The 21719-nt window shown below is 43.5% G+C and carries 20 protein-coding genes; 5 read left to right on the top strand and 15 right to left on the bottom strand.

The window, feature by feature from the left end; translation table 11 throughout:
• Positions 1-97 precede the first annotated feature (97 nt).
• The 9 genes from CLV59_RS24565 to CLV59_RS24525 all read right to left on the bottom strand — a co-directional run bounded on the left by CLV59_RS24565 (position 98) and on the right by CLV59_RS24525 (position 7059).
• Positions 98-508: an OsmC family protein gene (locus CLV59_RS24565; RefSeq protein ID WP_111594747.1), complete on the bottom strand. Its 411-nt coding sequence runs from the start codon at positions 506-508 to the stop codon at positions 98-100.
• Between the two features lie 141 nt (positions 509-649).
• Positions 650-1279 carry an NAD(P)H-dependent oxidoreductase gene (locus CLV59_RS24560; protein ID WP_111594746.1) on the bottom strand — a complete coding sequence of 210 codons (630 nt, stop codon included), beginning with the start codon at positions 1277-1279 and terminating at the stop codon, positions 650-652.
• A 70-nt stretch (positions 1280-1349) separates the two neighbouring features.
• Positions 1350-1877, bottom strand: a complete 528-nt coding sequence (locus CLV59_RS24555; RefSeq protein ID WP_111594745.1) for a YceI family protein — start codon at positions 1875-1877, stop codon at positions 1350-1352.
• Positions 1878-1936: 59 nt separating this feature from the next.
• Positions 1937-2809, bottom strand: coding sequence for a pirin family protein (locus CLV59_RS24550; protein WP_111594744.1), 873 nt, complete (start codon positions 2807-2809; stop codon positions 1937-1939).
• 101 nt (positions 2810-2910) lie between these two features.
• Entirely contained in the window at positions 2911-3816 is a 906-nt protein-coding gene (locus tag CLV59_RS24545) for a helix-turn-helix domain-containing protein (RefSeq protein WP_111594743.1), read from the bottom strand.
• Positions 3809-4600 (bottom strand): segregation and condensation protein A, encoded by a 792-nt coding sequence (locus CLV59_RS24540; protein WP_245950949.1) that lies wholly within the window; start codon positions 4598-4600, stop codon positions 3809-3811. The genes CLV59_RS24545 and CLV59_RS24540 overlap by 8 nt, the downstream gene beginning before the upstream one ends.
• Before the next feature lie 91 nt (positions 4601-4691).
• The gene (locus CLV59_RS24535) at positions 4692-5642 is read right to left on the bottom strand and encodes a DUF3078 domain-containing protein (RefSeq protein ID WP_111594742.1); all 951 of its coding nucleotides are present in this window, start codon (positions 5640-5642) and stop codon (positions 4692-4694) included.
• An 87-nt stretch (positions 5643-5729) separates the two neighbouring features.
• Positions 5730-6149 (bottom strand): large conductance mechanosensitive channel protein MscL, encoded by a 420-nt coding sequence (mscL, locus tag CLV59_RS24530; RefSeq protein ID WP_111594741.1) that lies wholly within the window; start codon positions 6147-6149, stop codon positions 5730-5732.
• Positions 6150-6237: 88 nt separating this feature from the next.
• A complete protein-coding gene (locus CLV59_RS24525; RefSeq protein WP_245950948.1) occupies positions 6238-7059 on the bottom strand; it encodes a PPK2 family polyphosphate kinase in 822 nt (273 codons plus the stop codon).
• Positions 7060-7105: 46 nt separating this feature from the next.
• Here CLV59_RS24525 and CLV59_RS24520 point away from each other — a divergent pair, with 46 nt between their 5' ends.
• The gene (locus CLV59_RS24520; RefSeq protein ID WP_111594740.1) at positions 7106-7981 is read left to right on the top strand and encodes a DMT family transporter; all 876 of its coding nucleotides are present in this window, start codon (positions 7106-7108) and stop codon (positions 7979-7981) included.
• A gap of 78 nt (positions 7982-8059) precedes the next feature.
• Here CLV59_RS24520 and frr read toward each other — a convergent pair whose 3' ends face one another.
• Both frr and CLV59_RS24510 read right to left on the bottom strand, forming a co-directional pair.
• Entirely contained in the window at positions 8060-8623 is a 564-nt protein-coding gene (gene frr / locus CLV59_RS24515) for a ribosome recycling factor (protein ID WP_111594739.1), read from the bottom strand.
• 124 nt (positions 8624-8747) lie between these two features.
• Complete coding sequence (locus CLV59_RS24510; RefSeq protein WP_111594738.1) at positions 8748-9899, bottom strand: glycosyltransferase family 4 protein; 1152 nt, start codon at positions 9897-9899, stop codon at positions 8748-8750.
• 165 nt (positions 9900-10064) lie between these two features.
• Here CLV59_RS24510 and CLV59_RS24505 point away from each other — a divergent pair, with 165 nt between their 5' ends.
• Positions 10065-10901: a transketolase gene (locus CLV59_RS24505; RefSeq protein WP_111594737.1), complete on the top strand. Its 837-nt coding sequence runs from the start codon at positions 10065-10067 to the stop codon at positions 10899-10901.
• Positions 10902-10977: 76 nt separating this feature from the next.
• Here CLV59_RS24505 and CLV59_RS24500 read toward each other — a convergent pair whose 3' ends face one another.
• The gene (locus CLV59_RS24500) at positions 10978-12204 is read right to left on the bottom strand and encodes an FtsX-like permease family protein (RefSeq protein ID WP_111594736.1); all 1227 of its coding nucleotides are present in this window, start codon (positions 12202-12204) and stop codon (positions 10978-10980) included.
• 40 nt (positions 12205-12244) lie between these two features.
• Positions 12245-12643 carry a 30S ribosome-binding factor RbfA gene (gene rbfA, locus CLV59_RS24495; RefSeq protein WP_111594735.1) on the bottom strand — a complete coding sequence of 133 codons (399 nt, stop codon included), beginning with the start codon at positions 12641-12643 and terminating at the stop codon, positions 12245-12247.
• A 151-nt stretch (positions 12644-12794) separates the two neighbouring features.
• Between rbfA and CLV59_RS24490 the strand changes: the two genes are divergently transcribed.
• Both CLV59_RS24490 and CLV59_RS24485 read left to right on the top strand, forming a co-directional pair.
• On the top strand, positions 12795-14630 hold the full coding sequence (locus tag CLV59_RS24490) for an ABC transporter ATP-binding protein (RefSeq protein WP_111594734.1): 1836 nt from the start codon (positions 12795-12797) through the stop codon (positions 14628-14630).
• Between the two features lie 171 nt (positions 14631-14801).
• Positions 14802-16328, top strand: coding sequence for a glycosyltransferase (locus tag CLV59_RS24485; RefSeq protein WP_111594733.1), 1527 nt, complete (start codon positions 14802-14804; stop codon positions 16326-16328).
• Positions 16329-16427: 99 nt separating this feature from the next.
• Here CLV59_RS24485 and CLV59_RS24480 read toward each other — a convergent pair whose 3' ends face one another.
• On the bottom strand, positions 16428-17462 hold the full coding sequence (locus CLV59_RS24480; RefSeq protein ID WP_111594732.1) for a TraR/DksA family transcriptional regulator: 1035 nt from the start codon (positions 17460-17462) through the stop codon (positions 16428-16430).
• Positions 17463-17468: 6 nt separating this feature from the next.
• Positions 17469-20795 carry an isoleucine--tRNA ligase gene (gene ileS, locus CLV59_RS24475; protein WP_111594731.1) on the bottom strand — a complete coding sequence of 1109 codons (3327 nt, stop codon included), beginning with the start codon at positions 20793-20795 and terminating at the stop codon, positions 17469-17471.
• 250 nt (positions 20796-21045) lie between these two features.
• Between ileS and CLV59_RS24470 the strand changes: the two genes are divergently transcribed.
• Positions 21046-21510: a PepSY-like domain-containing protein gene (locus CLV59_RS24470; protein ID WP_111594730.1), complete on the top strand. Its 465-nt coding sequence runs from the start codon at positions 21046-21048 to the stop codon at positions 21508-21510.
• Positions 21511-21719: the final 209 nt, after the last annotated feature.

The raw sequence follows: 21719 nt of genomic DNA, 5'->3' as shown, positions 1-21719 counted from the left end.
AGAATGGACGTTATGTAGAAAAGCATGGACAAAAACAGCTTGAAATACAAAAGGGCCGCCGATGGCAGCCCTTTCGAAAGTTAAATACAGTTATCGATTATACCAGGGTTGCATCCATGGTAATTTTTGTATTCAGCAATTTGGAGATAGGGCAGTTTGCTTCTGCATCTTTTGCGAATTCAGCAAACTTTGCAGCATCCAGACCAGGAACGCTGGCTTTTACTTCCAGGTGGCTTTCAGTGATAGCGCCATTCTCGAAAGTAATAGTGCATTTGGTATCGATGTTACCAGGAGTCAGACCTGCACCGGAAATGATGAAGCTCAGTTTCATAGTGAAACAACCAGCATGCGCAGCAGCGATCAGCTCTTCAGGATTAGTTCCAGCGCCATCTTCGAAGCGGCTGCTGAAAGAATATGGAGTGTTATTGAGGGCGCCAGCTTGGGAAGACAGCGTACCTTTACCTTCCTTACCTGTTCCTTGCCAATTGGCAGATGCAAATCTTTTCATGTTTTAATATTTTACTTTTTGCGGTGAAAATAGCAGTGTAGGACGCCAAATTACAAATTAATTCCGGATTTCCTGTGTAAGAGAAAGGCCTCTTCGCAGATATCCGCAAAGAGGCCATTTCCATTACCTGTCAATTGATTCCTAAATTACTTCTACGAATTCTTCCAGTGGCTTACGTACTTTCTTAAAATGTTGCACCGCATCATCTTCCGCTCTGAATCCAACTGCAGCAATCACTACAGCAGATAATCCTTTTTCTTTCAGTCCTAAAATCTCATCGTATTGTGCAGGATTGAAGCCTTCCATTGGAGCAGCATCAATACCTTCTGCAGCAGCGGCTGTCAGCAGAGTACCCAGGGCAATATATGCCTGCTTGGATGTCCAGGTGGCAGCACTGGCAGCATCCAGGTTGCGTACTGTACCTTTCATCATATTGGCGAAGTCGCCCAACATCGCATGATCGATGTTACGTGTCTGCGCAATATTCTTCGTATACTCATCCACGTGTGATTCTGCCAGGTCAGCTACTCGGGCAAACACAATCAGTTGTGATGCATCTGTAATCTGTGGCTGGTTATAGGAAGCCGCTTTCAGTTTTTCACGTACAGCAGGGTTTTCCACTACCAGTATTTTATATGGTTGTAAACCATAAGAAGAAGCAGACAAACGAGTGGCTGCAATCAGGTTATTTAATTGTTCTTTGCTCAGCTTTTTGCTTGGGTCAAATTTCTTAACGGCATAACGCCATTCTAGTTTCTCTACGATATTCATCTTTAATTTGAGTTTTGTATAAATCGACAAAACAGCTGCATCAGTGGATGCAGCTGTAATGGAGATATAATTATTGTTGTTTTACCATTTGAACGCTGGCCAGGAGTTTTACTTCATCGCTCAGCATAACGCCACCTGTTTCTGTTACCGCATGGAAAGTAAGACCGAAATCTTTACGATTGATTTTACCGCTCAGCTCAAAACCAGCTTTGGTTTGGCCCCATGGGTCCACTACTTCGCCACCGTATTCCACTTTCAGTTCTACTGGGCGGGTATTATCACGGATGGTCAGATCACCCAGCAATTTGTAAGTTTCATTATCCACTTTTTTCACTTCTTTGGATACGAAAGTCATTTTAGGAAATTTCGCAGCTTCGAAGAAATCAGACTGTAACAAGTGTTGATCACGTTGCTCATTCTGTGTGGTGATACTGTTGATATCTGCTTCGAAAGTTATATTGGCATTGGAGAAATCATCACCGCTCGTTTGCATGGTAGCATCGAAGGTACCAAATTGTCCGGTTACGGTAGTGATCATCAGGTGTTTCACTTTAAATTGTACATCACTGTGAGTAGGATCAATTTTCCAGGTAGTCATATAGTATGAATTAAAAGTGTTAAAATTTGTTTTTTATATGTATGTAGACGTAATAATATTTAGTTCAAAAAGCCCATCTTGCCCGCATTATAGTCGTTGATAGCCTCCACAATTTCCTGTTCGTTGTTCATCACAAACGGACCGTATGCAAAAATAGGTTCGTCTATTGGCTCACCACTCAACATAAGTAAAGAGGTATCTTCTATTGCGGTAATCGTGATATCTGTTCCCTGTTTTCCGAAGAAAACTGTTTCCACTGCATTGGCAGCTGTTCCGTCGAAATCCGCTTTACCTTGCATTAATACCGCCATGGTATTGAAATTTTCAGGATAAGACACAGTTACACTATCGCCTTTCTTCAACTGCACATCGAGGACGTTCACTGGAGAATATGTACTGGCAGCGCCTTTGGTACCATTGTATTCTCCCGCAATCACCCGCAGATAACTGTTTTCGCCAATCGGTACGACAGGAATGTCCGCTTTAGTCAGGTTTTGATAATGTGGTTGGTCGCTTTTATGTGCCTTCGGCAGATTTACCCACAGCTGTGCCATTTCTACTTTACCACCGCGTTTGCTGAATGCTGTTTCGTGCTTTTCTTCATGTACGATACCATTTGCGGCGGTCATCCATTGCACATCTCCAGGAGCCAGTTTTCCATAGCTACCGGTAGAGTCGCGGTGTTCCAGTTCGCCTTGGTACACTACGGTTACGGTTTCAAAACCTTTATGCGGATGTTGATCTACGCCACGAGGACGGTTGGTAGGCGGGAAATAAGCAGGTGCGCCGTAATCCAACAGGATGAAAGGGCTTACCCGGTTATTCTCATTGCGCGTACCGCCAGGCAATACGCTGTGCACCCTGAATCCATCTCCTACCATGTGAGGGGCAGGTGCTTTATAAATGTCAATTACATGTTTTATCGTTTTCATAATTGCCTCCTGATTAAGACAACACAAAACTACATGTTATAACACCCTTATAAAATGGATAAAACTCACCTAGTAATGGACTTTTTTTTTCAAAAGGGGGATTATGGCTGTGTATTAACTACCCGGGAAGCTTCTTTGAACTCAGAAGGGCTCTGATTGGTATACTTTTTAAAGAAGCGGCTAAAGTAGTGCGGATCTTCAAACCCAAGCTTGTAGGCGATTTCCTTTGCAGTGAGGTCGGTAAAATGTAAGTATCGCTGCGCCTCCAGGATAACCCGGTTGCGGATGTGCTCGCCGGCGGTAATACCGGACAATTGCTTACTTATTTCATTGAGTAACACCGGTTTAATATATAACAAACTAGCATAATCTGAAACATTTTTCAACGATGTGTATTTTTCCTCAATTAAGTTCTTGAAATTCAGGAAGATAGAGCTATTATGGGCCGCATGTTGATCTGCGGTAGCCACCACGCTTTCGCCTTTCACCCGCGATGCCAGTACCAGGAAGTAACGAAGTAGTCCATGGAGTGCGGTATCATAATCGGGCTCCTTCAGGCTCAGTTCTTTCATCATTAAGTGAATAACGGCCTCAAAATCGACCGATTCCTCTTTGGAGATAGTAATTATAGAACTGAAACGATTATTGAAAAAGAGGCTGGATTTAATGCTGGATGCTTGCTGTTGATCGCGCAGGCACATAAAGGAGTCCTGGAAAGCGATCATATAGCCTTCAATCTTTTCGCTGGACTGAATATTATGCACTTGACCGGGGGCCAGGAAAAAGAGGGTATTATCCTTTACTTCATGTACAACGGAATCAATTGTTTGGGTAAGTTTTCCTGTTTTGATCCAATAAATAGTATAGAAATCATGCCGGTGAGGCACGCCTATCTGTTGGAAAAAACTTTCTCCCAGTTCACACAAGCCCGACACAATGAAGGATGGGTTACTGTGTTCATAATCCGGTAAGGATACTATCTCTATATTTCCTCTTTTATCAGCCATCGATAACTACTCCTGCGGGTTCTTCCTCCCTGTTGGAAGGATCTATATAATCAATGATAAAATTATTTCTGCCTTCTCCCACCATAATGCCCAGATGCTTCATCTGTACCAGTTCCAGCATACTGAGGAAGAGGAAGATAGCATGTACTCTGTCTTTACAGTGATCGAAGATTTTCTCGAAGGAAAGGGTACGTTCCGCACGCGCCAGTTCTTCCATGTACATCCTGGAACCTTCCATGGTATAGTCGTACTTGTAAACGACGTGCTGCGGTTTATTATCCCGCTCTTTCATGCGCTGGATAATCTTCTCGAAAGTCTTTGCCAGCTTGAAAAGCGTGAGTGTTTGTACTTCCGTTCCTTCTGAGGAAGCTTCCCCAATTTCAGCCAGTTCTTTGGCAATATTTCCGCGTTTAAGCGCCAGCAGCCTGTCTGCTTCCATCTCCGCCATTTCAGCGGCAGCTTGCTTGTAACGCTTATATTCCAGGATCTTGTCTATCAGTTCCAGCCTCGGATCGATTTCATTTCCCTGCTCATCCACCTCTTTACGTGGCAGCAGCATCTTCGCTTTAATACGCATCAGCGTAGAAACAAAGAGAATAAACTCACTGGCCAGTTCTATATTCAGCGATTCAATATGATGAATATAGCCGAGGAAATCCTGTGTCAGCTTATTGATGGGGATATTGTAAATATCCAGTTCATCGCGCTCGATGAAGAACAACAGCAGATCAAAAGGACCCTCGAACTGTGGCAGTACAATTTTATATGTGGATTGATCGATCACCTCTATTTTTTTAATTGTAAACAGCAGCAAGTGCCTGTAAAAGACAAATTCCTGCTGCTGTATATATCAAAAATAACAAAATTCCCGCTAATCAGAACTTGGCGGCAAACCCGACCCCAATGACCTGTTTGATCTGCAATCGTGGTCCTAATACGCCGGTCTCCTTATTCTCAAATACTTTCACATTATCATCGTATATCATATCAAGTGTCAACACTGCAGAGATCCACTTATTTACCTTCAGTTCCAAGGCGTTGGTGTTATAAACAATGATATTCTGAGGATTGTGCATATAATTAGAGAACAAGTCTAAACGGCCTTTATAAGTAATATTTTTACCAATCGTTTTAATATAATTAGCCGATAAATAGGCGCCCATTTCATATTTCATGTGCTTACCCGTGTCTACCCCATAAGCTCCCTGCTGAGAGAGGAATCTGTTCATCACTATTACAAAACGCGCTGTAACAGGGGAGAGAAAGAGGGAAAACTCCTTATTAGGTCTGTAATCAAAACCCGGAGATAATAAAGTATACGCAGGAGCGAAGAAAGTGGAAGAAAATACCGGGGTGGTATCTGGCGGATATTGATAACCATCTGTAAACTGCGTACGGAGGTTTACTAATCCGCTTACATACCAGTTACGTCCGATATCATAGCCATATTTAGTCGTCAGATCAATACGGTCATCGCTTTTACGGCCACCAAGACTGGTAGTATTGATATAACCATAAGCCAGATCTGCTACGTTGCTCCATTCTCTTCTACCTTTTTTGTAATTCGCCCATGCGAAGATGGTAGAACCGAGGGATAAGGAAAAGTTGTCTCCTCCAGCTGCCCAGTTACTCAATGATCCCTGGTTGATGTTAACATTGAGGTTCATCCCCTTTTTCCAGCCATCAGGAATGGTATCCTTGTCATCTTTCTTCTTCAGTTTCTTGGCGGCGGCTTCCCGCTCGCTCTTCATCCAGTTATTATCCTGGGCCTGAACCATCAAACCAAACAACAGACAGCAGGCAATGGATAAAGCAATTTTTTTCATCAATTTCTATTTTATTGTTCTTCTATGTATGAAATAGCCAACCTGTTTCCTCAGAAGAGGAAACAGGTAATGGGGGTATATAAAATTTTACTTTGATTTGATAGCGTCGCGGATTTCCATCAGCAGTTTTTCCTGTGCGGTAGGTTCTGGAGGAGCTGCTGGTTGTTTACGGGTTAAGCGGTTCATGAATTTTACCAGCATGAAAATACAGAGCGCAATAATCAGAAAATCTATGATACTCTGAATAAAAGCGCCATAGGCAAAAACAGCAATACCTTTAGCTTTTGCTTCTGCCAATGTAGATACGTCCCCCTTACTATGGTCCAACAATACAAAGAAGTCATTAAAATTCTTGCCTTGGGTAAACAATCCAACTAGCGGCATCAGAATATTATCTACCAATGATGTAACTATCTTTCCAAACGCTCCACCAATAATCACACCCACAGCAAGATCCATTACATTGCCTTTCATGGCAAATTCTTTAAACTCCTTAATGAACGACATAATGAAAAGGTTTAAGTGGTTAAATTTTTCGAAAGCAAAATTAACATTTTAGTGGAACTCATTCATTGACAATCTATTAATTTATACTTTATTTCTTCAGTCTTGGATATTTCATCTTGAGCGATTTTAGTGTATCCCTTAACGTTACTGCAATGACATACTCTTTGTACCAATTGTGATCTGCAGGTACTACAATCCATGGAATGTAATTGCAGTTGTTCAATGCATCCTCGTAACAGGCCATGTATTTGTCCCACAATTTGGCCTCTTCCAGATCTTGTTCATTATATTTCCACATCTTGCGTGGATCTTCGGTACGCTCCAGGAGTCTTTGTGTCTGCGCTTCGCGGGATACATGCAAATAGAATTTCAGTATCTGCGTATTCCCGTGTACTGCCAGTAATTTTTCAAAATCATTGATGGCATCCATTCGTTTATACGCCAATTTATCATCAATCCATTTATGTACGCGCTGAATCAGGATATCTTCGTAATGAGAGCGATTGAATACCTGAATCATACCTTTTCCTGGCGCTTCCTTATGTATTCGCCAAAGAAAATCATGATCCATTTCTTCTTTGGTAGGAGTCTTAAATGAATGTACCGTAACGCCCTGTGGGTTCAGTGTTCCTGTCACATTCTTGATAACGCCGTCTTTCCCGCTGGCATCCATACCTTGAATGACCATCAGTACACTATGTTTATGCTCTGCATACAACAAGTTCTGGAGTTCATCCAGTTCCTGCAAAATTTCTCTGGTGGCTGCTTTGACTTTTTCTTTATCTAGTTTTTTAGGCGCGGAAGTGTTAATATCTGCCAGTTTGATTTTACCCATGCGTGGTTGATTCTGTTTTTTAAATTTAACAAAATGGAGCCATATCTGTTCTGTATTTTCCTGATTCTTTTGCATAAATGGCCATATAATATGACCTTTGCACACATAAAATATTGCCACTTTGAACCAAAAAATCGCCAATTGGGGAGTATTTCTCCTGTTATCTCTTACCTGGGGCAGTTCCTTTATTCTGATGAAAATAGGCCTGGAGTCTTTCAGTCCCTACCAGGTAGCCAGTTTAAGGCTTGTGGCTGCAGGACTGGCACTACTTCCTTTTCTGCCGAAATACCTCAAGGAAACGCCCATACGTAAACTACCTATCATCATACTTTCAGGTATCCTTGGAAACGGCCTGCCAGCATTCTTGTTTTGTCTTGCAGAAACAAAAATCGACAGTTCTCTTGCGGGTATCCTGAATTCTTTAACACCACTGATGGCACTCCTCACAGGGTTCCTCATCTTTCATAGTCCTATCAAAAAGGCACAGCTAACGGGGGTAGGAGTGGGCCTGATTGGCGTGGCGCTGCTCTTTTCCAATAAGGGTATTGCTACCAATGAATACTGGTACTATGGCTTACTGGTAATAGCCGCAACGGTTAGTTACGGCGCCAATATCAGTCTGGTACATCATCATTTAAAAGGGTATGGTTCTTTACAGCTGGGATCTATTGCCATGTTTTTCTGTGGGCTGTTTACGCTGCCTATCTTACTTTTCACGGATTTCTTCCCACAGTTTACAACCGACCACGCTCCCTGGCGTTCATTGGCGGCAGGCATGGTATTAGGTGTAATGGGTACTGGTGTGGCTGCGGTCTTGTTCTATTTGCTGATTCGCAGGGCTGGAGCTATGTTTGCTTCCATGGTAACATACGCTTTACCAATTGTAGCCATGGGCTGGGGATTGCTGGCACATGAAGCGATCAATTCCATACAGATAGCCTGTATGTTACTGATCCTTTTTGGGGTATACCTGGTCAACAGGGCGAAAGACGCATAATTTCAACTTAATCATGATACAAAAAGCCCCGGATGATATTGTCATCCGGGGCTTTTTAAGTAATAATATTATCCAGTCTTAGATGGCCATTATTTCTTTTTCTTTGGTTTCACAGTGCTTGTCTACCAATACAATGTGTTTGTCGGTCATCTGTTGTACATCGGCTTCTGCGTCTTTAGCGGTATCTTCACTTAAACCATCTTTCTGCAGCTTTTTGATAGCTTCAATAGCATCACGGCGGATGTTACGGATCGCTACTTTTGCCTGCTCACCTTCACCATTCACTCTTTTTACAAACTCTTTCCTTCTTTCTTCTGTCAGAGGAGGGAGGAAAAGACGGATGATTACACCATCATTCTGTGGGTTCAGACCAATATTGGAAGCAATGATTGCTCTTTCAATTGGCTGCAGCATGTTTTTTTCCCAAGGTTGTATAGTCAGTGTACGGGCATCAGCAACGGCCACATTAGCTACCTGGTTCAGTGGAGTGGAAGCGCCGTAATAGTCAACATTAATACCATCCAGAATCTGCGGGTTGGCTTTACCGGCTCTAACTTTTGTCAGTTCCGATTCCAGGTGTCCGATGGCTTTTTTCATCGATTCCGTAGCATCATCCAGGATAAGATTTAGATCATCTTGCATAACATAAATAGTTAAGTGCGTGCAAACCTACACGTTTTCTTTTAATCGTCAAAGTAAAGCCGCCTGCCGGCGATTAAAAAAGGGTAGCAAGTTGCTTGCTACCCTTTTAAATATGATTATGAGACTATTTATCTTGTAAAATCCCATCATTTGTAACGCGGAGGATCTTGGAAGCGGGCGATTCCGAAATGATGCTTGCTTCAGCAACGGCGGGCGCCAGCACGGGTTGTAATACGGTCGCCAGTTTACGTCTGCGGGCGAGGTATAATAATGTAGTGAGACACAATGCTGACCCAACCACCACGAATACCATAGCAGTGGTACCAATGCCTTGTAATGCAAAGGCTGCTGCAATGTAAATCGCGTTTACCGTAACAGAAACCAACGTTGTTTGTTTGTGATTCAGTTTCAGATCCAGCAGATAATGATGGATATGATTACGGTCTGCCGAGAAAGGAGAACGTCCCTGAAGCATACGCACGGCAAATACACGCAGCGTATCAAACAGCGGTACAATCAGAATAGCAAAAGCCACACCTGGCGTAGCAGTAATAGGCATTTTGCCAGCCGGATTACCAGCTACGTCAATGAACTTGATTGCCAGGACCGCATTTACCAGTCCTATTAACAGAGAGCCCGTGTCTCCCATAAATATCTTAGCCGGAGAAATATTGTAAATCAGGAAACTTGCCAAACCGCCTGCGAGTGCAAACCCAATCACCGCATAAGTAGTTTCGCCAACATGAAGGAAATAAGCGCCCAGGATTGCACTAACCAGCAAGCCTATACTACCCGCCTGACCGTCTACCCCATCGATCAGGTTAAAGGCATTTATTACTACTATAAAGGTGAAATACGTCAGCATCAGACTGATACTAGCCGGTAATTCATAAATCCCCATAAAACCATACATATTAGAAATCTGCAGGTTGCCAAGATATATGATAGCGAATGAAGCCAGTAACTGGCCTATCAGTTTCTTTAATGGAGACAACCCTACGATATCATCTTTCATACCTACCATGAAAATGATAAAGAATGCTGCCATCATATATTGGAAAGGGGAGTTCTGCAACGCAGGTACGCAGACTGTTGCAGCGATGATGAAACCAGAAAAAAATCCGATTCCTCCAAGCGTTGGTATACGCTTTTTATGGGCTTTCCTTTCGTCCGGTTCGTCGTATAAATGTTTTAATTCCGCGACCTTAATAAGTATTGGAATCGAAAAATAGGTAACAACAAAACTTAGGACGGTAGCAATTAATACATTCTCCATTTATTGGGGGGTTAGAGTGCAAAGATATTAATTTCAATGAAATGTGTAAATATTCTCTTAAAAAATAAAGATTTTGTGATATTTTGGTCGCGCAAATCAAACATTCAACAGCCACATTTCTACGAAAATCTTTTAGTTTTGCGGCTTTAAAAATTAACAAGTATCATGCCACAGCTACAAGATATCGCTACACAGGTTAGAAGGGACATTGTCAGAATGGTTCACGCTGTGCAGAGCGGCCACCCAGGCGGCTCTCTCGGTTGTACAGATTTTCTGACTGCGCTCTACTTCAAAGTAATGGATCATAAACCAGCCCCATTTGATATGGATGGTAAGGATCAGGATTTGTTCTTCTTGTCTAACGGCCATATCTCTCCGGTTTTTTACAGCGTACTGGCCCGTTCCGGATACTTTCCACTGGCTGAACTCAGCACCTTCCGCAAACTGAACTCCCGTTTGCAAGGTCACCCTACTACGCATGAACACCTTCCAGGCGTACGTGTTGCCTCTGGCTCTCTCGGTCAGGGTATGAGCGTTGCTATCGGCGCCGCCCTAACGAAAAAACTGAATGGCGATAAACATCTCGTGTTCTCCCTCCATGGCGACGGCGAACTCGAAGAAGGTCAAAACTGGGAAGCAGCGCTCTTTGCTCCTCACCATAAAGTAGACAACCTGATCATCACTATAGATGCCAACGGTCAACAAATCGACGGCACCACCCTTGACGTTGCTGGCCTCGGCGATATCGGCGCTAAATTCGAAACATTCGGATGGCACGTAATGCACATGGATGGCAACAATATCGACGAAGTAGTTGCTACCATGGAAAAAGCAAAATCCCTCACCGGTCAGGGTAAACCTATCTGCATCATCATGACCACCATCATGGGTAAAGGTGTAGACTTCATGGAAGGCCACCACGAATGGCATGGTATCGCTCCTAGCGACGAACAACTCGCTAAAGCACTTGCTCAATTGCCAGAAACACTGGGCGATTACTAATTCCGCATTTCGTACTTAATTATAAAAAGAAAGGCCGCCTCTAAGAGACGGCCTTTCTTTTTAAGCTATTTATTTATCAAGTCGCTTTTAATGTGATCACTTCCCTGGATGCCCGCTTCGCCGGATACCAACTCGCCAACACACCAATCACAACTATCGTTACCATTACCAATACATAGTCCATTAAATGTATACTCACCGGATAAGTATCCACCAGGAAGGAAGTACCCTCCAATCGGATAAGTCCCCAATGCTGCTGCATCAGACAAAAAGCAGTCCCCAAGCCCAATCCTAATAAAGCGCCAATACCCGCAATGATCAACCCTTCCGCCAAAAATATCCGCATTATTAAAGACTGACGGGCACCCATCGCTTTCAGAATAGTAATATCTTTTTGCTTTTCAATCACTAACATATACAGCGAACCAATCATGTTAAAGGCGGCTATCACCAGGATGAAACTCAACAGTACATACACAGCCCACTTTTCCGTCTGCATAATAGCGTACAACGACTGATTCTGCTCGAACCGCGTCTGCACTTTATATCCTGGCCCCAACAATTGCTGTAACTGGTTACGTAACTGATCGTCGTTGGTACCAGGCTTAGCGCTGATCTCCAGGGCCGACATCTCATCAGGCCCCAGCTCCAGCAGCTTACGCAGGAACGCAATATTTGTTAATACATATTTGGAATTGAACTCCTGCTGAATAGCAAAAGTGCCTTTAGGATAGATAATCCCACTATTTAATGCATCTTCAGGTACCGTAAAAGAAGTAGCCGATCTGCGGGGAAGGTATACCGTTACTGGCGAAAGTCCATGTTCTACATCCACGCCCAATGCGCCTTCCAGCTCCAGGCCAAAGATAGCCCCATAGCCCTCCTCCGCATCGCCGGTATCAAATTTCCCCCGGACGATTTTTCCGCGGAGATCCGCCACCCGGGTGTAATGGCCATCTACCCCCTTCAAAACCGCAATGGTAGGCTCATCGCCATAACGCATCACCGCCTTTTCCTCTATTACCGCCGAATAATCAGCCACCCCGGGAAGGGTAGCGATACGGGATAATTGCACCGAATCCAGCCGGATAATCTTGCCAGATACAGGCGCCACCTTTACAGAAGGGTAAAAAGAAGAATATAAGGACTTTACAAGATCCTCAAAACCATTGAAAACACTCAGAATAACTATTAATGCCCCGGCGCCTACCGCAATCGCTCCCACACTTACCCAGGCTATAATATTTATGGCATTTGTGGATTTCTTGGCCCTGAAGTAACGGGAAGCAAACTGCCAGATCATAAGAATAAGCCAAAAGCCCCTCTGTTCGAGGGGACTTTAATTATTTTGTGTCGTTTTTGGTATCGGAATCGCCTTTAATTTTGGAGTCGTCTTCTTTAATTTTCTTGAACACTTCCTCCATTTTAAACACGTAATCCAAGGTATCATCCAGGAAGAAAGTCAGCTCCGGAACACGGCGCAGTTGCTTGCCAACCTGCCTTCCCAGCTCTTTCTTGATTTCCCCCATACGCTCGTTGATACGCTCCAGCATGCCGTCTTTATCCTTAATCTGGAACATGCTCAGGTAAACTTTCGCCTCCAGCAGATCGGGCGTCATCTTAACGGCAGCAATGGATATCATTCCACCCTCCAGCACGTTAAAGCCCATGCGCTGGAAGATAGTACTCAGTTCTTCCTGTACCAACTGTCCAATTTGTTTTTGCCTCTTAGTTTCCTGCATGTCGTTCAGTTTTTTCGTTTATAATCGGGAGCTAAGCGCGAAATTAACCATTTCCGCGGAAGATTGACCGATTTAGGAGCTGTTTACCTCACAATTCTATCTAATTATCCTATTTTTGCCTGTTCTTAAAATCAAGACTAAAGAAACAGGAATGAAGACTTTAAAGCGATTATTGAAATACGCCTCTCCCTTACATCATTACCTGCCCGAGTACATCATCTATACAATTATAGGAATCGTTTTCGGACTTGTAAACTTTTCCATGTTGATTCCCTTGCTGGATGTGTTGTTTGATAAGGTAAAACCAGATGTATTAACACGACCTGAATTTACTTTCTCTGTTCAATATTTTATCAATCTTTTCAAATACCATTTCAACAGCTATATCGTACTACACAACGATAAATTCGGCGCACTGGTATTTGTCGGCGCATTCATTGCCATCTGTACTACTGTCGCCAACGTAGGCCGTTATATGAGTGCACGCGTGATTGTAAGACTGCGCATGGTGTTGTTGGAAAAAGTAAGAAATGATATGTATAACAAAGTGACTGAACAATCACTTTCATTCTATCATAATCGTAAAAAAGGAGAAATTCTCACCATCTTCTCCAGCGATGTACAGGAGATAGAATCCAACGTAGTCAATGCTATTCAGGTATTTCTCCGTGATCCGTTTATCATTGTTGCTTATTTTGCTGCGTTGTTTTATCTCTCTGCCAAACTTACTTTCTTCACTATTTTATTCTTCCCTGTATCAGGTTTTCTGCTTTCCTACATCAGCAAGAAACTGAAGCAGAAAGGTTTTTTCAGCATGGCGCTCTTTGGCGAAACCATCGCTATTTCTGAAGAAAGTATCAGCGGCGTTCGGGTGATCCAATCTTTCAGTGCAGTGAAATTCATGCAAAGAAAATTTGCAGCTGTGAACGGACACTTTATCAAAGTCAGTAAGTCTATCTATAACCAACGTGAGATGGCATCCCCTATCTCTGAAATTTTCGGTGTAATCATCGTTGTTATACTGGTGATTTTTGGCGGCAGCATCGTACTTGCAGGCGATACAGTATTGACCAGTGCTGCGTTTATCACCTACCTCGTATTCTATTCACAGATCCTGCAGCCAGCAAAAAATATTTCTACAGCGATCACTTCCCTGCAAAAAGGTTTGGTATCCAGTGAACGTATTTTCGGTCTGTTGGATGCAGAAGTAAATATCCAGGAGAAGCCGGATGCTGTTGCTGTTAAAGGGTTTGAAAAAGATATCAATTATAACAACGTCACTTTTGCATTCGAAAAAGATCCTTACAAACCAGTACTGAAAAATGTACAATTACAGGTAAAAAAAGGAGAGATGATTGCTCTGGTGGGCCGCAGTGGCGCCGGTAAATCCACCATGGCCGACATTCTGCCAAGGTTCTACGATGTGGATAAAGGCGCAGTTACAATTGATGGTACAGATGTAAAAGACATTAAACTGGACGACCTGCGCGATCTGATGGGTATTGTTTCCCAGGAAGCCATTCTCTTCAATGATACCGTATTGAATAATATTGCGTTCGGGCAGACGAATGTCGATCGCGAGGCAGTCATTCAGGCGGCAAAAATTGCGAACGCCCACGAATTCATTGAAGGCCTGGAAAAAGGCTACGATACCTCTATTGGAGATCGCGGTATGAAACTCAGTGGTGGTCAGCGTCAGCGCCTTACCATCGCGAGAGCTGTGTTCAAAAATCCTCCCATCATGATCCTGGACGAGGCCACTTCCGCACTCGATACAGAATCTGAAAAATTAGTACAGGAATCCCTGGATAAACTGATGCAAAACCGCACCACTATTGTGATTGCGCATCGTCTCAGTACTATTCAGCATGCCAATAAAATCGTAGTGATGGAAAAAGGCGAAATCGTGGAAACTGGTACCCACGATGAACTGATGGCAGTGGAAGGTATCTACAGAAAATTAGTGGAGATGCAGGAATTCAAATAACAATATCTTAACGTTACTGCCTATACGTAAAGCGGCTCCGGAAATCCCGGAGCCGCTTTTTTTGGCCACCACAGCGGTTTTTATGGTACCGTTTTTGTTATACCCCATGCTGATAATGCCAACATAGCTCTTTGTAGCATATTTTATTAACCTTTAACATAGCGAACTCCTATGATCTCGATCGTAATTCCTGTATTAAATGAAGGCGCCACTATACGCCAGGTTATTAAAACGATAAAGAAGACATCCCGACAGATAGAGATTATTGTAGTAGATGATAATTCCACCGATAATACTGTAGCTGAAGCGATGAAAGAAGATGTCCGTGTCATAACCAGCAGCCAGCGCGGAAAAGGTATCTCTATGAGAGAAGGAATGATGGCGGCCAAAGGAGATATCATCGCCTACGTAGATGGTGATATTACTACCTACCCCGACAATATTGTGGACATATTAACCATTCCTATTGAAAAAGACGAAGCTGATTTCGTTAAATCCTACTTTGAACGGCAGGCAGGCAGGGTCACTCAACTGGTGGCCAAGCCACTGCTAAGTATTCTCTTCCCAGACCTGGCACATTTCCAGCAACCGCTCAGCGGTATGATTGCCGCCAGAAAATCATTACTGACCAAAGTGCAGTTTGAAAATGATTATGGGGTAGACATTGGTTTACTGATTGATATTCATCTCATGGGCGCGCGCATTACAGAAGCCAATATAGGCCGTCTGGAGAACGCCATGCAAACATGGGAACAACTCAGTAAAATGTCGCGCGAAGTTTCCCGAACCATCCTGAAGAAAGCAGAAAATATTCCTTCAGAAAACCTGGAAACCCTTGGTAACATTAATGTTATCCGGGAACAGATGGAATACTCCATTCTTGAATCTATTGAGAAAATGGAAAAGATGGTGATATTCAATCTGGACCATGCCGTATTCACACAGGATTATCTTTACTGGGCAGCCATTGCGTTTGACGAGGAAGCTGCTTACCTGCAAATACAAGCTACTGTAGAAGATCCGATAGAAAAACTGGAAAAAATCACTGCCTTATTTGAACATAGAAATCTGGCAGAACTACTGGAAGTAGCGGATGCTATTCCGATTATTCCAGGCATTGAAGGAGTGGTAAAAGAATTGAAGAGAAGGGGATATGTATGCGGACTTGTCACAGATGCATACGGGTGTGTAGCGAGGCATATAAAAAATAAACTGGGAATGGATTTCGTCTTCTCTAACAAAATCCAGCTGGTGAACAGCGTCGCTACAGGGAGATTCACCGCTGGCGAATACTTCATGAAGGAACAAGCGTACGATAAAAGTCAATTGCTGACTTATATTTCCAAAGAATATGGTATCGCTACACAGAATATTATCTATGTGGGAGATGGTAAGCAAGACGAACAGTTATTGATAAAAGCAGGAATAGGTGTGGCCTTTTGTCCACAATACCAGCGGGCAGCTGTAGAAAAGATTGCTGACAAGATCATCACTGGGCTGTCGTTGCAGCCGTTATTAGATATTGTTCCTGATGTGACGCCGGTAAAAAAAGGAATAAAAATTCCGCCTATTCGCATTAATCAGCAGCAGGCCAAAAGGATTGGTATTGGTAGCTTGGTAGGAATAGGAGCTGCGACGTTACTATATTTCGCAGTAAAGCAAATGACTAAACGAAAAAAAGAGACGGCTGCATGTTAGGCTGCAGGAGACTGATAGCAGGATGCAGTTAATAAAAACAATGCGCCCCTTCGCGAGATGCGAAGGGGCGCTTTATTTTTTACGCTAATGCGTGTAAGCTTATTTGCTTTTTGCCAGTTTGGCTTCGATGCTAAGAGTTGCGTGAGGTACAGCTTTCAGACGTGCCTTATCGATAAGTTTACCGGTTACGCGGCAAATACCATAAGTTTTGTTTTCAATGCGTACCATCGCTTTTTCCAGGTGATCGATGAACTGAATCTGACGGCTGGCCATTTGGTTGAGTTGCTCTCTTTCCTGAGAACCGCTACCATCTTCCATGCTCATATACTTATTTTCAGTATCATCGGTACCAGCTTCATCCTTACGCGTAATGAGGCCTTGCAGGTAAACCAGTTCTTTCTTTGCTGCTTCCAGTTTTTTCAGGATCAGCTCTTTAAACTCCTGCAGGTCAGCATCACTATACCTGAATACTGGTCCGACAGGCTGGTCGGGTTGATCCAGCACGGATTTAGTGAATTCAGGCTGGTAAGTTACCAGTGTGTTCCCTTTACCTTTTTTCTCGGTTTTTTCGGTTTTCTCGGATTTTTCAGCCTTTTCGGGTTTCGCGGTTTTATCCGCTTTGGCTGTTTTTTCCGCCTTTACTGGTTTCTCCGCTGCTTTCTTGGTGGATTCTTTCTCCTTAGCAACTTGTTCCTTTTCTGCTTTCTTTACTGCCATCGTTTTAAGTTCTTTTTCTTCTGACTTAGAAATTAATGGTTTCTGTTTTTCAGCGGAAACGCTTTTGGTCACCACTAGCTGCTTTGCAGCAGGTTCTTGTTTAACGGCCGATTTCGCAGGTACAGCAACTGTTGCTTTCACGGACGGTGTTTTACTTGGGGGGGCAGATGCCTTTTTTGCAACCGGCTTCGGGACTGGTTCAGTCTTTTTTCCGGATGACTTAGCTACCACGGCTTTAGAAGCTGCTGGCTTCGCAATTTTGACAGCTGCCGATTTAGCGGCTGCCGGTTTAGGCGCAGGCGAAGCTTTTTTTGCTGGAGCGGCAGCTTTTACTGTTACCGCTTTTTTAGCTGTTATGGACTTCGCCGGAGCGGCCTTTTGGATCTGTTTGCTAGCAACCTTCTTTTTTGTTGCCATGGGGGATTAGCTTTTTTTGTTAACTAATACATTAAATTTAAGGTCATTTACCTCTATTTCTGTACCATCTTGTAGCGCTGCTACCAAGTCCAAGCTATCTGCCAAAATTTCCGTGCAAATATAGTCATTATAGTTAATAATCGCCGACTTCAGAGAGTCCGCTGCCGCTACTTTAACATCGATTCTGTCAGTAAGTTCAAAACCACTGTCTTTACGAATTTTCTGTATACGGTTTACCAACTCACGTGCATTCCCTTCATCCTGTAACTGAGGAGTAATAGTGATATCAAGCGCTACCGTCAGTGCACCTTTATTCGCAACTGTCCATCCAGGAATATCTTCGGAAATGATCTCTACATCAGAGAGTTGTATCTGCACCGGCTCACCATCCACAGACAACATTAAATGCCCGTCGCGCTCAATAGCAGCAATGTCTGCGTCTGTAAGTGCCTGAATGGCAGCTGCTACAGCTTTCATTCGGGCCCCCATTTTTGCTCCGAGAGATTTGAAGTTTGGTTTAATCTTTTTCTTGATGAAACCTTCAGTTTCTGTAAGATAATCAATCCCTTTCACATTTACCTCACTTTTTATCAAATCTTCCACTTTCGCAATCTGCTCCTGCATGTGGGTATTTGACACCGGAATGAGGATCTTTTGCAGCGGTTGACGCACCTTGATATTCACCTTTTTACGCAGGGATAATACCAGGGAGGAGATATCCTGTGCCAGTTGCATTCTTTCTTCCAGTTCCGGATCAATCGCTTTAGGATCTGCTACCGGGTAATCGGTATGGTGAATGGACTCAGCATTACTACGACCAGTTACCTTGTTCAGGTTGTTAAACATCCAGTCAGTAAAGAATGGAGATACTGGCGCCATGAGCTGAATCACCTTTTCCAGGCACTCATACAGGGTCTGGTAAGCGCTAATCTTATCATGTTCGTATTCGCCTTTCCAGAATCTGCGGCGGCAGAGACGAACGTACCAGTTACTCAGATGTTCATCCACAAAACGCTCAACGGCACGGCCTGCTTGTGTAGGCTCATAGTCGTCCAGGTAAGTGGTGGCTTCTTTAACGAGGGAGTTCAGTACGGAAATGATCCAACGGTCAATTTCCGGACGTTCTTCCAGCGGGATGTATGCTTCCTTGAATGTGAAATTATCCAGGTTCGCATACATGGCGAAGAAGTTATAGGTATTGTAGAGGGTACCGAATAATTTGCGTTGTACTTCCCCTACGCCTTTCACATCGAATTTCAGGGAATCCCAAGGAGAAGCATTGGTGATCAGGTACCAGCGGGTAGCATCTGCACCGTATTGGGCAATGGTTTCGAATGGATTCACCACGTTTCCGAGGCGTTTACTCATTTTCATACCATTGGCATCCAGTACCAGACCATTGGAAACCACTGTTTTATAAGCTACGCTGTCAAACAGCATTACGCCAAGTGCATGCAGTGTATAGAACCAGCCACGGGTCTGATCCACTCCTTCCGCGATAAAGTCGGCCGGAAATGCCTGACGGCCATCCACCTCTGCTTTATTCTCAAACGGATAGTGCTGTTGTGCAAATGGCATTGCGCCTGAGTCAAACCAAACGTCGATCAGATCAGGTTCACGGCGCATTGGTTTACCGGATTCGCTTACCAGGATGATATCATCCACATAAGGTTTGTGCAGATCCAGGATACCTTCATGCAGGTAGGATTTGTTCACATCTCCGCCCAGTACTTCACTGGCTTTACGGATTTCTGTGTTCAGTTCTTCAATACTACCGATGCATTTTTCTTCTGCACCATCTTCTGTACGCCAGATAGGCAGTGGAGTTCCCCAGTAGCGGCTACGGCTCAGGTTCCAGTCTACCATGTTTTCCAGCCAGTTACCAAAGCGGCCTGTACCGGTAAACGCAGGTTTCCAGTTGATGGTTTTGTTCAGTTCAATCATCCTGTCTTTAACTGCAGTGGTTTTGATGAACCATGCATCGAGCGGATAATATAAAACTGGTTTATCTGTACGCCAGCAGTGTGGATAACTGTGTTCATATTTCTCCACTTTGAAGGCGCGGTTCTCTTTCTTCAGTTTGATGGCGATATCTACATCTACATCTTTATAATCTGGATCATCCTTATAGTTCTTCACATATCTGTTGGAGAATTCTCCTACATTTTCAGTGAATTTACCGGATTTGTCTACCAGGGTGAGGATGCCGATACCATATTTTTTACCTACACGGTTATCGTCTGCACCGAATGCAGGCGCCGTGTGTACGATACCGGTACCATCTTCAGTGGTAACGAAATCGCCTACCAGTACGCGGAAAGGATCGCCTTCTTCCGGCTGTGCGAAAGGCAGCAGCTGTTCGTAGCGAACGTTTTCCAGGTCTTTTCCTTTGAAGCTGGTGAGGATCTTCCAAGGAATTACTTTATCGCCTTCTTTGTAGGAGTCCATTTCCAGGTTTTCTCCTTCTGGCTTAAAGTATTTACCCAACAGTACTTTCGCCATCACCACATTAATTGGTTGGTGCGTGTACTGGTTGAAAGTCTGCACTAAAACATATTCAATATTTCCGCCAACTGTCAAACCAAGGTTGGAAGGTAAAGTCCATGGCGTGGTGGTCCAGGCGAGGAAGAAAACTTCGTCGTTGCCGGCAGCATCGAAGAGGAACTGGGAATTTTCCGCTTTTTTCGCTTTGAACATGGCAACGATGGTGGTATCCTTTACATCTTTATAGGTACCTGGCATATTCAGCTCTGCGGAGCTCAGACCGGTTCCGGCAGCAGGCGAATAAGGTTGGATGCTGACACTTTTATACAGGAATCCTTTCTGATAGAGGGTTTTGAGTGCCCACCAGAGGGATTCAATGTAATTGTTATCGAAGGTGATATAAGGATGTTCGAGGTCTACCCAGTAGCCCATCTTTTTGGTCAGTTCATCCCATTTATCTTTATATTTCAATACTTCCCGGCGGCAAGTATCATTATATTCTGCAATAGATATTTTCTTACCAATATCTTCTTTGGTAATACCGAGCATTTTTTCAACGCCCAATTCTACTGGTAAACCGTGGGTATCCCATCCGCCTTTGCGTTTTACCTGGAAGCCCTGCATCGTTTTATAGCGACAAACGAGATCTTTCAGGGTACGTGAAATCACGTGGTGAATACCAGGCAAGCCATTGGCGCTTGGTGGGCCTTCATAAAATACAAACGGAGTAGCTCCATCACGAACGTCCACGCTTTTTTCAAAAGCCTGGTGCAGCTCCCATTGCTGGAGTATATCTTTCTCTATCTGAGGTAAATTCAGTTGGTTATATTCCTGATATTTGCTGGACATAAAACAATTCCCCGTCCTTTGATGTTATATGATACAATAATTGATTAAAATTGTGCGAAGTTAATAAAATAGGGCGGGACCAAGAGAGGTTATTACCTTAAATTTGCGAGAGTCTCAAACTTTTTTGTCTTTTTTTTCGTAAATTACAATAAAGAGGATTTAATTTACGTTTTTGGCATTGTTTTGGTGTCCAAAAGGAAGAATTGAGAAACCTGGTAAATTTAACCCAACGGTAAAACCATATCTTTTTATGAAAAAGTTGACGTTAATTATTTGCGCAGTCTTAGTCTCTTCCGGCATAACTTTTGCACAGCAAAAAAAATCAGTTAAAAAAACAAAAACTGTCGTACAAAAGGTGGAAGCACCTGTCGCAGTTAAAAGCTCTTTTGAACAGAATTTTGCAGGTACAACTGACGCCAAGTGGACAAAGACAAGTGCTGGACACTGGAACGTTAGTTTCCTGAAAGAAAATATTAAAACTGTTGCTGAGTATAACGCCGATGGAGGCTGGATAGCCACTAGAAGCGAGTTCGACGCACAGAATCTGCCGGAATCAGTGACAACAACACTGAAAACAAAATACCCGGCTGCTACCATCAAAGATGGCTGGAAAATTGAAAGGGCAGATGTTGCTGCCTACTACAAGGTTAATATTCAGGATAATGGTGCAGATAAGGCAGTGCTACTGAACGACGCAGGCACCATCACTGAATAACATTAAATTCGTATTTCATAGGTATAGGGATAAATAGGACAGACCCTGCTCTTTTGGGCGGGGTTTTTTCATGCACGTGGGTTTCACGCAAAGGGCGCTAAGGAAGGCGCAAAGACGCAAGGGCGCCTGCGGCGCTAAGCGGAGGTTTTTTTTCTCGCAGAGCAGCGTAAGCAGCAAAGCAGCAAAGGATTTGGATATATTGATGATTG

The organism is Chitinophaga dinghuensis, assembly GCF_003259435.1.
Lineage (GTDB): Bacteria > Bacteroidota > Bacteroidia > Chitinophagales > Chitinophagaceae > Chitinophaga > Chitinophaga dinghuensis.
The sequence above is the reverse complement of the archived record's forward strand: the minus strand, read 5'-3'. Positions and strand labels throughout refer to the sequence as shown.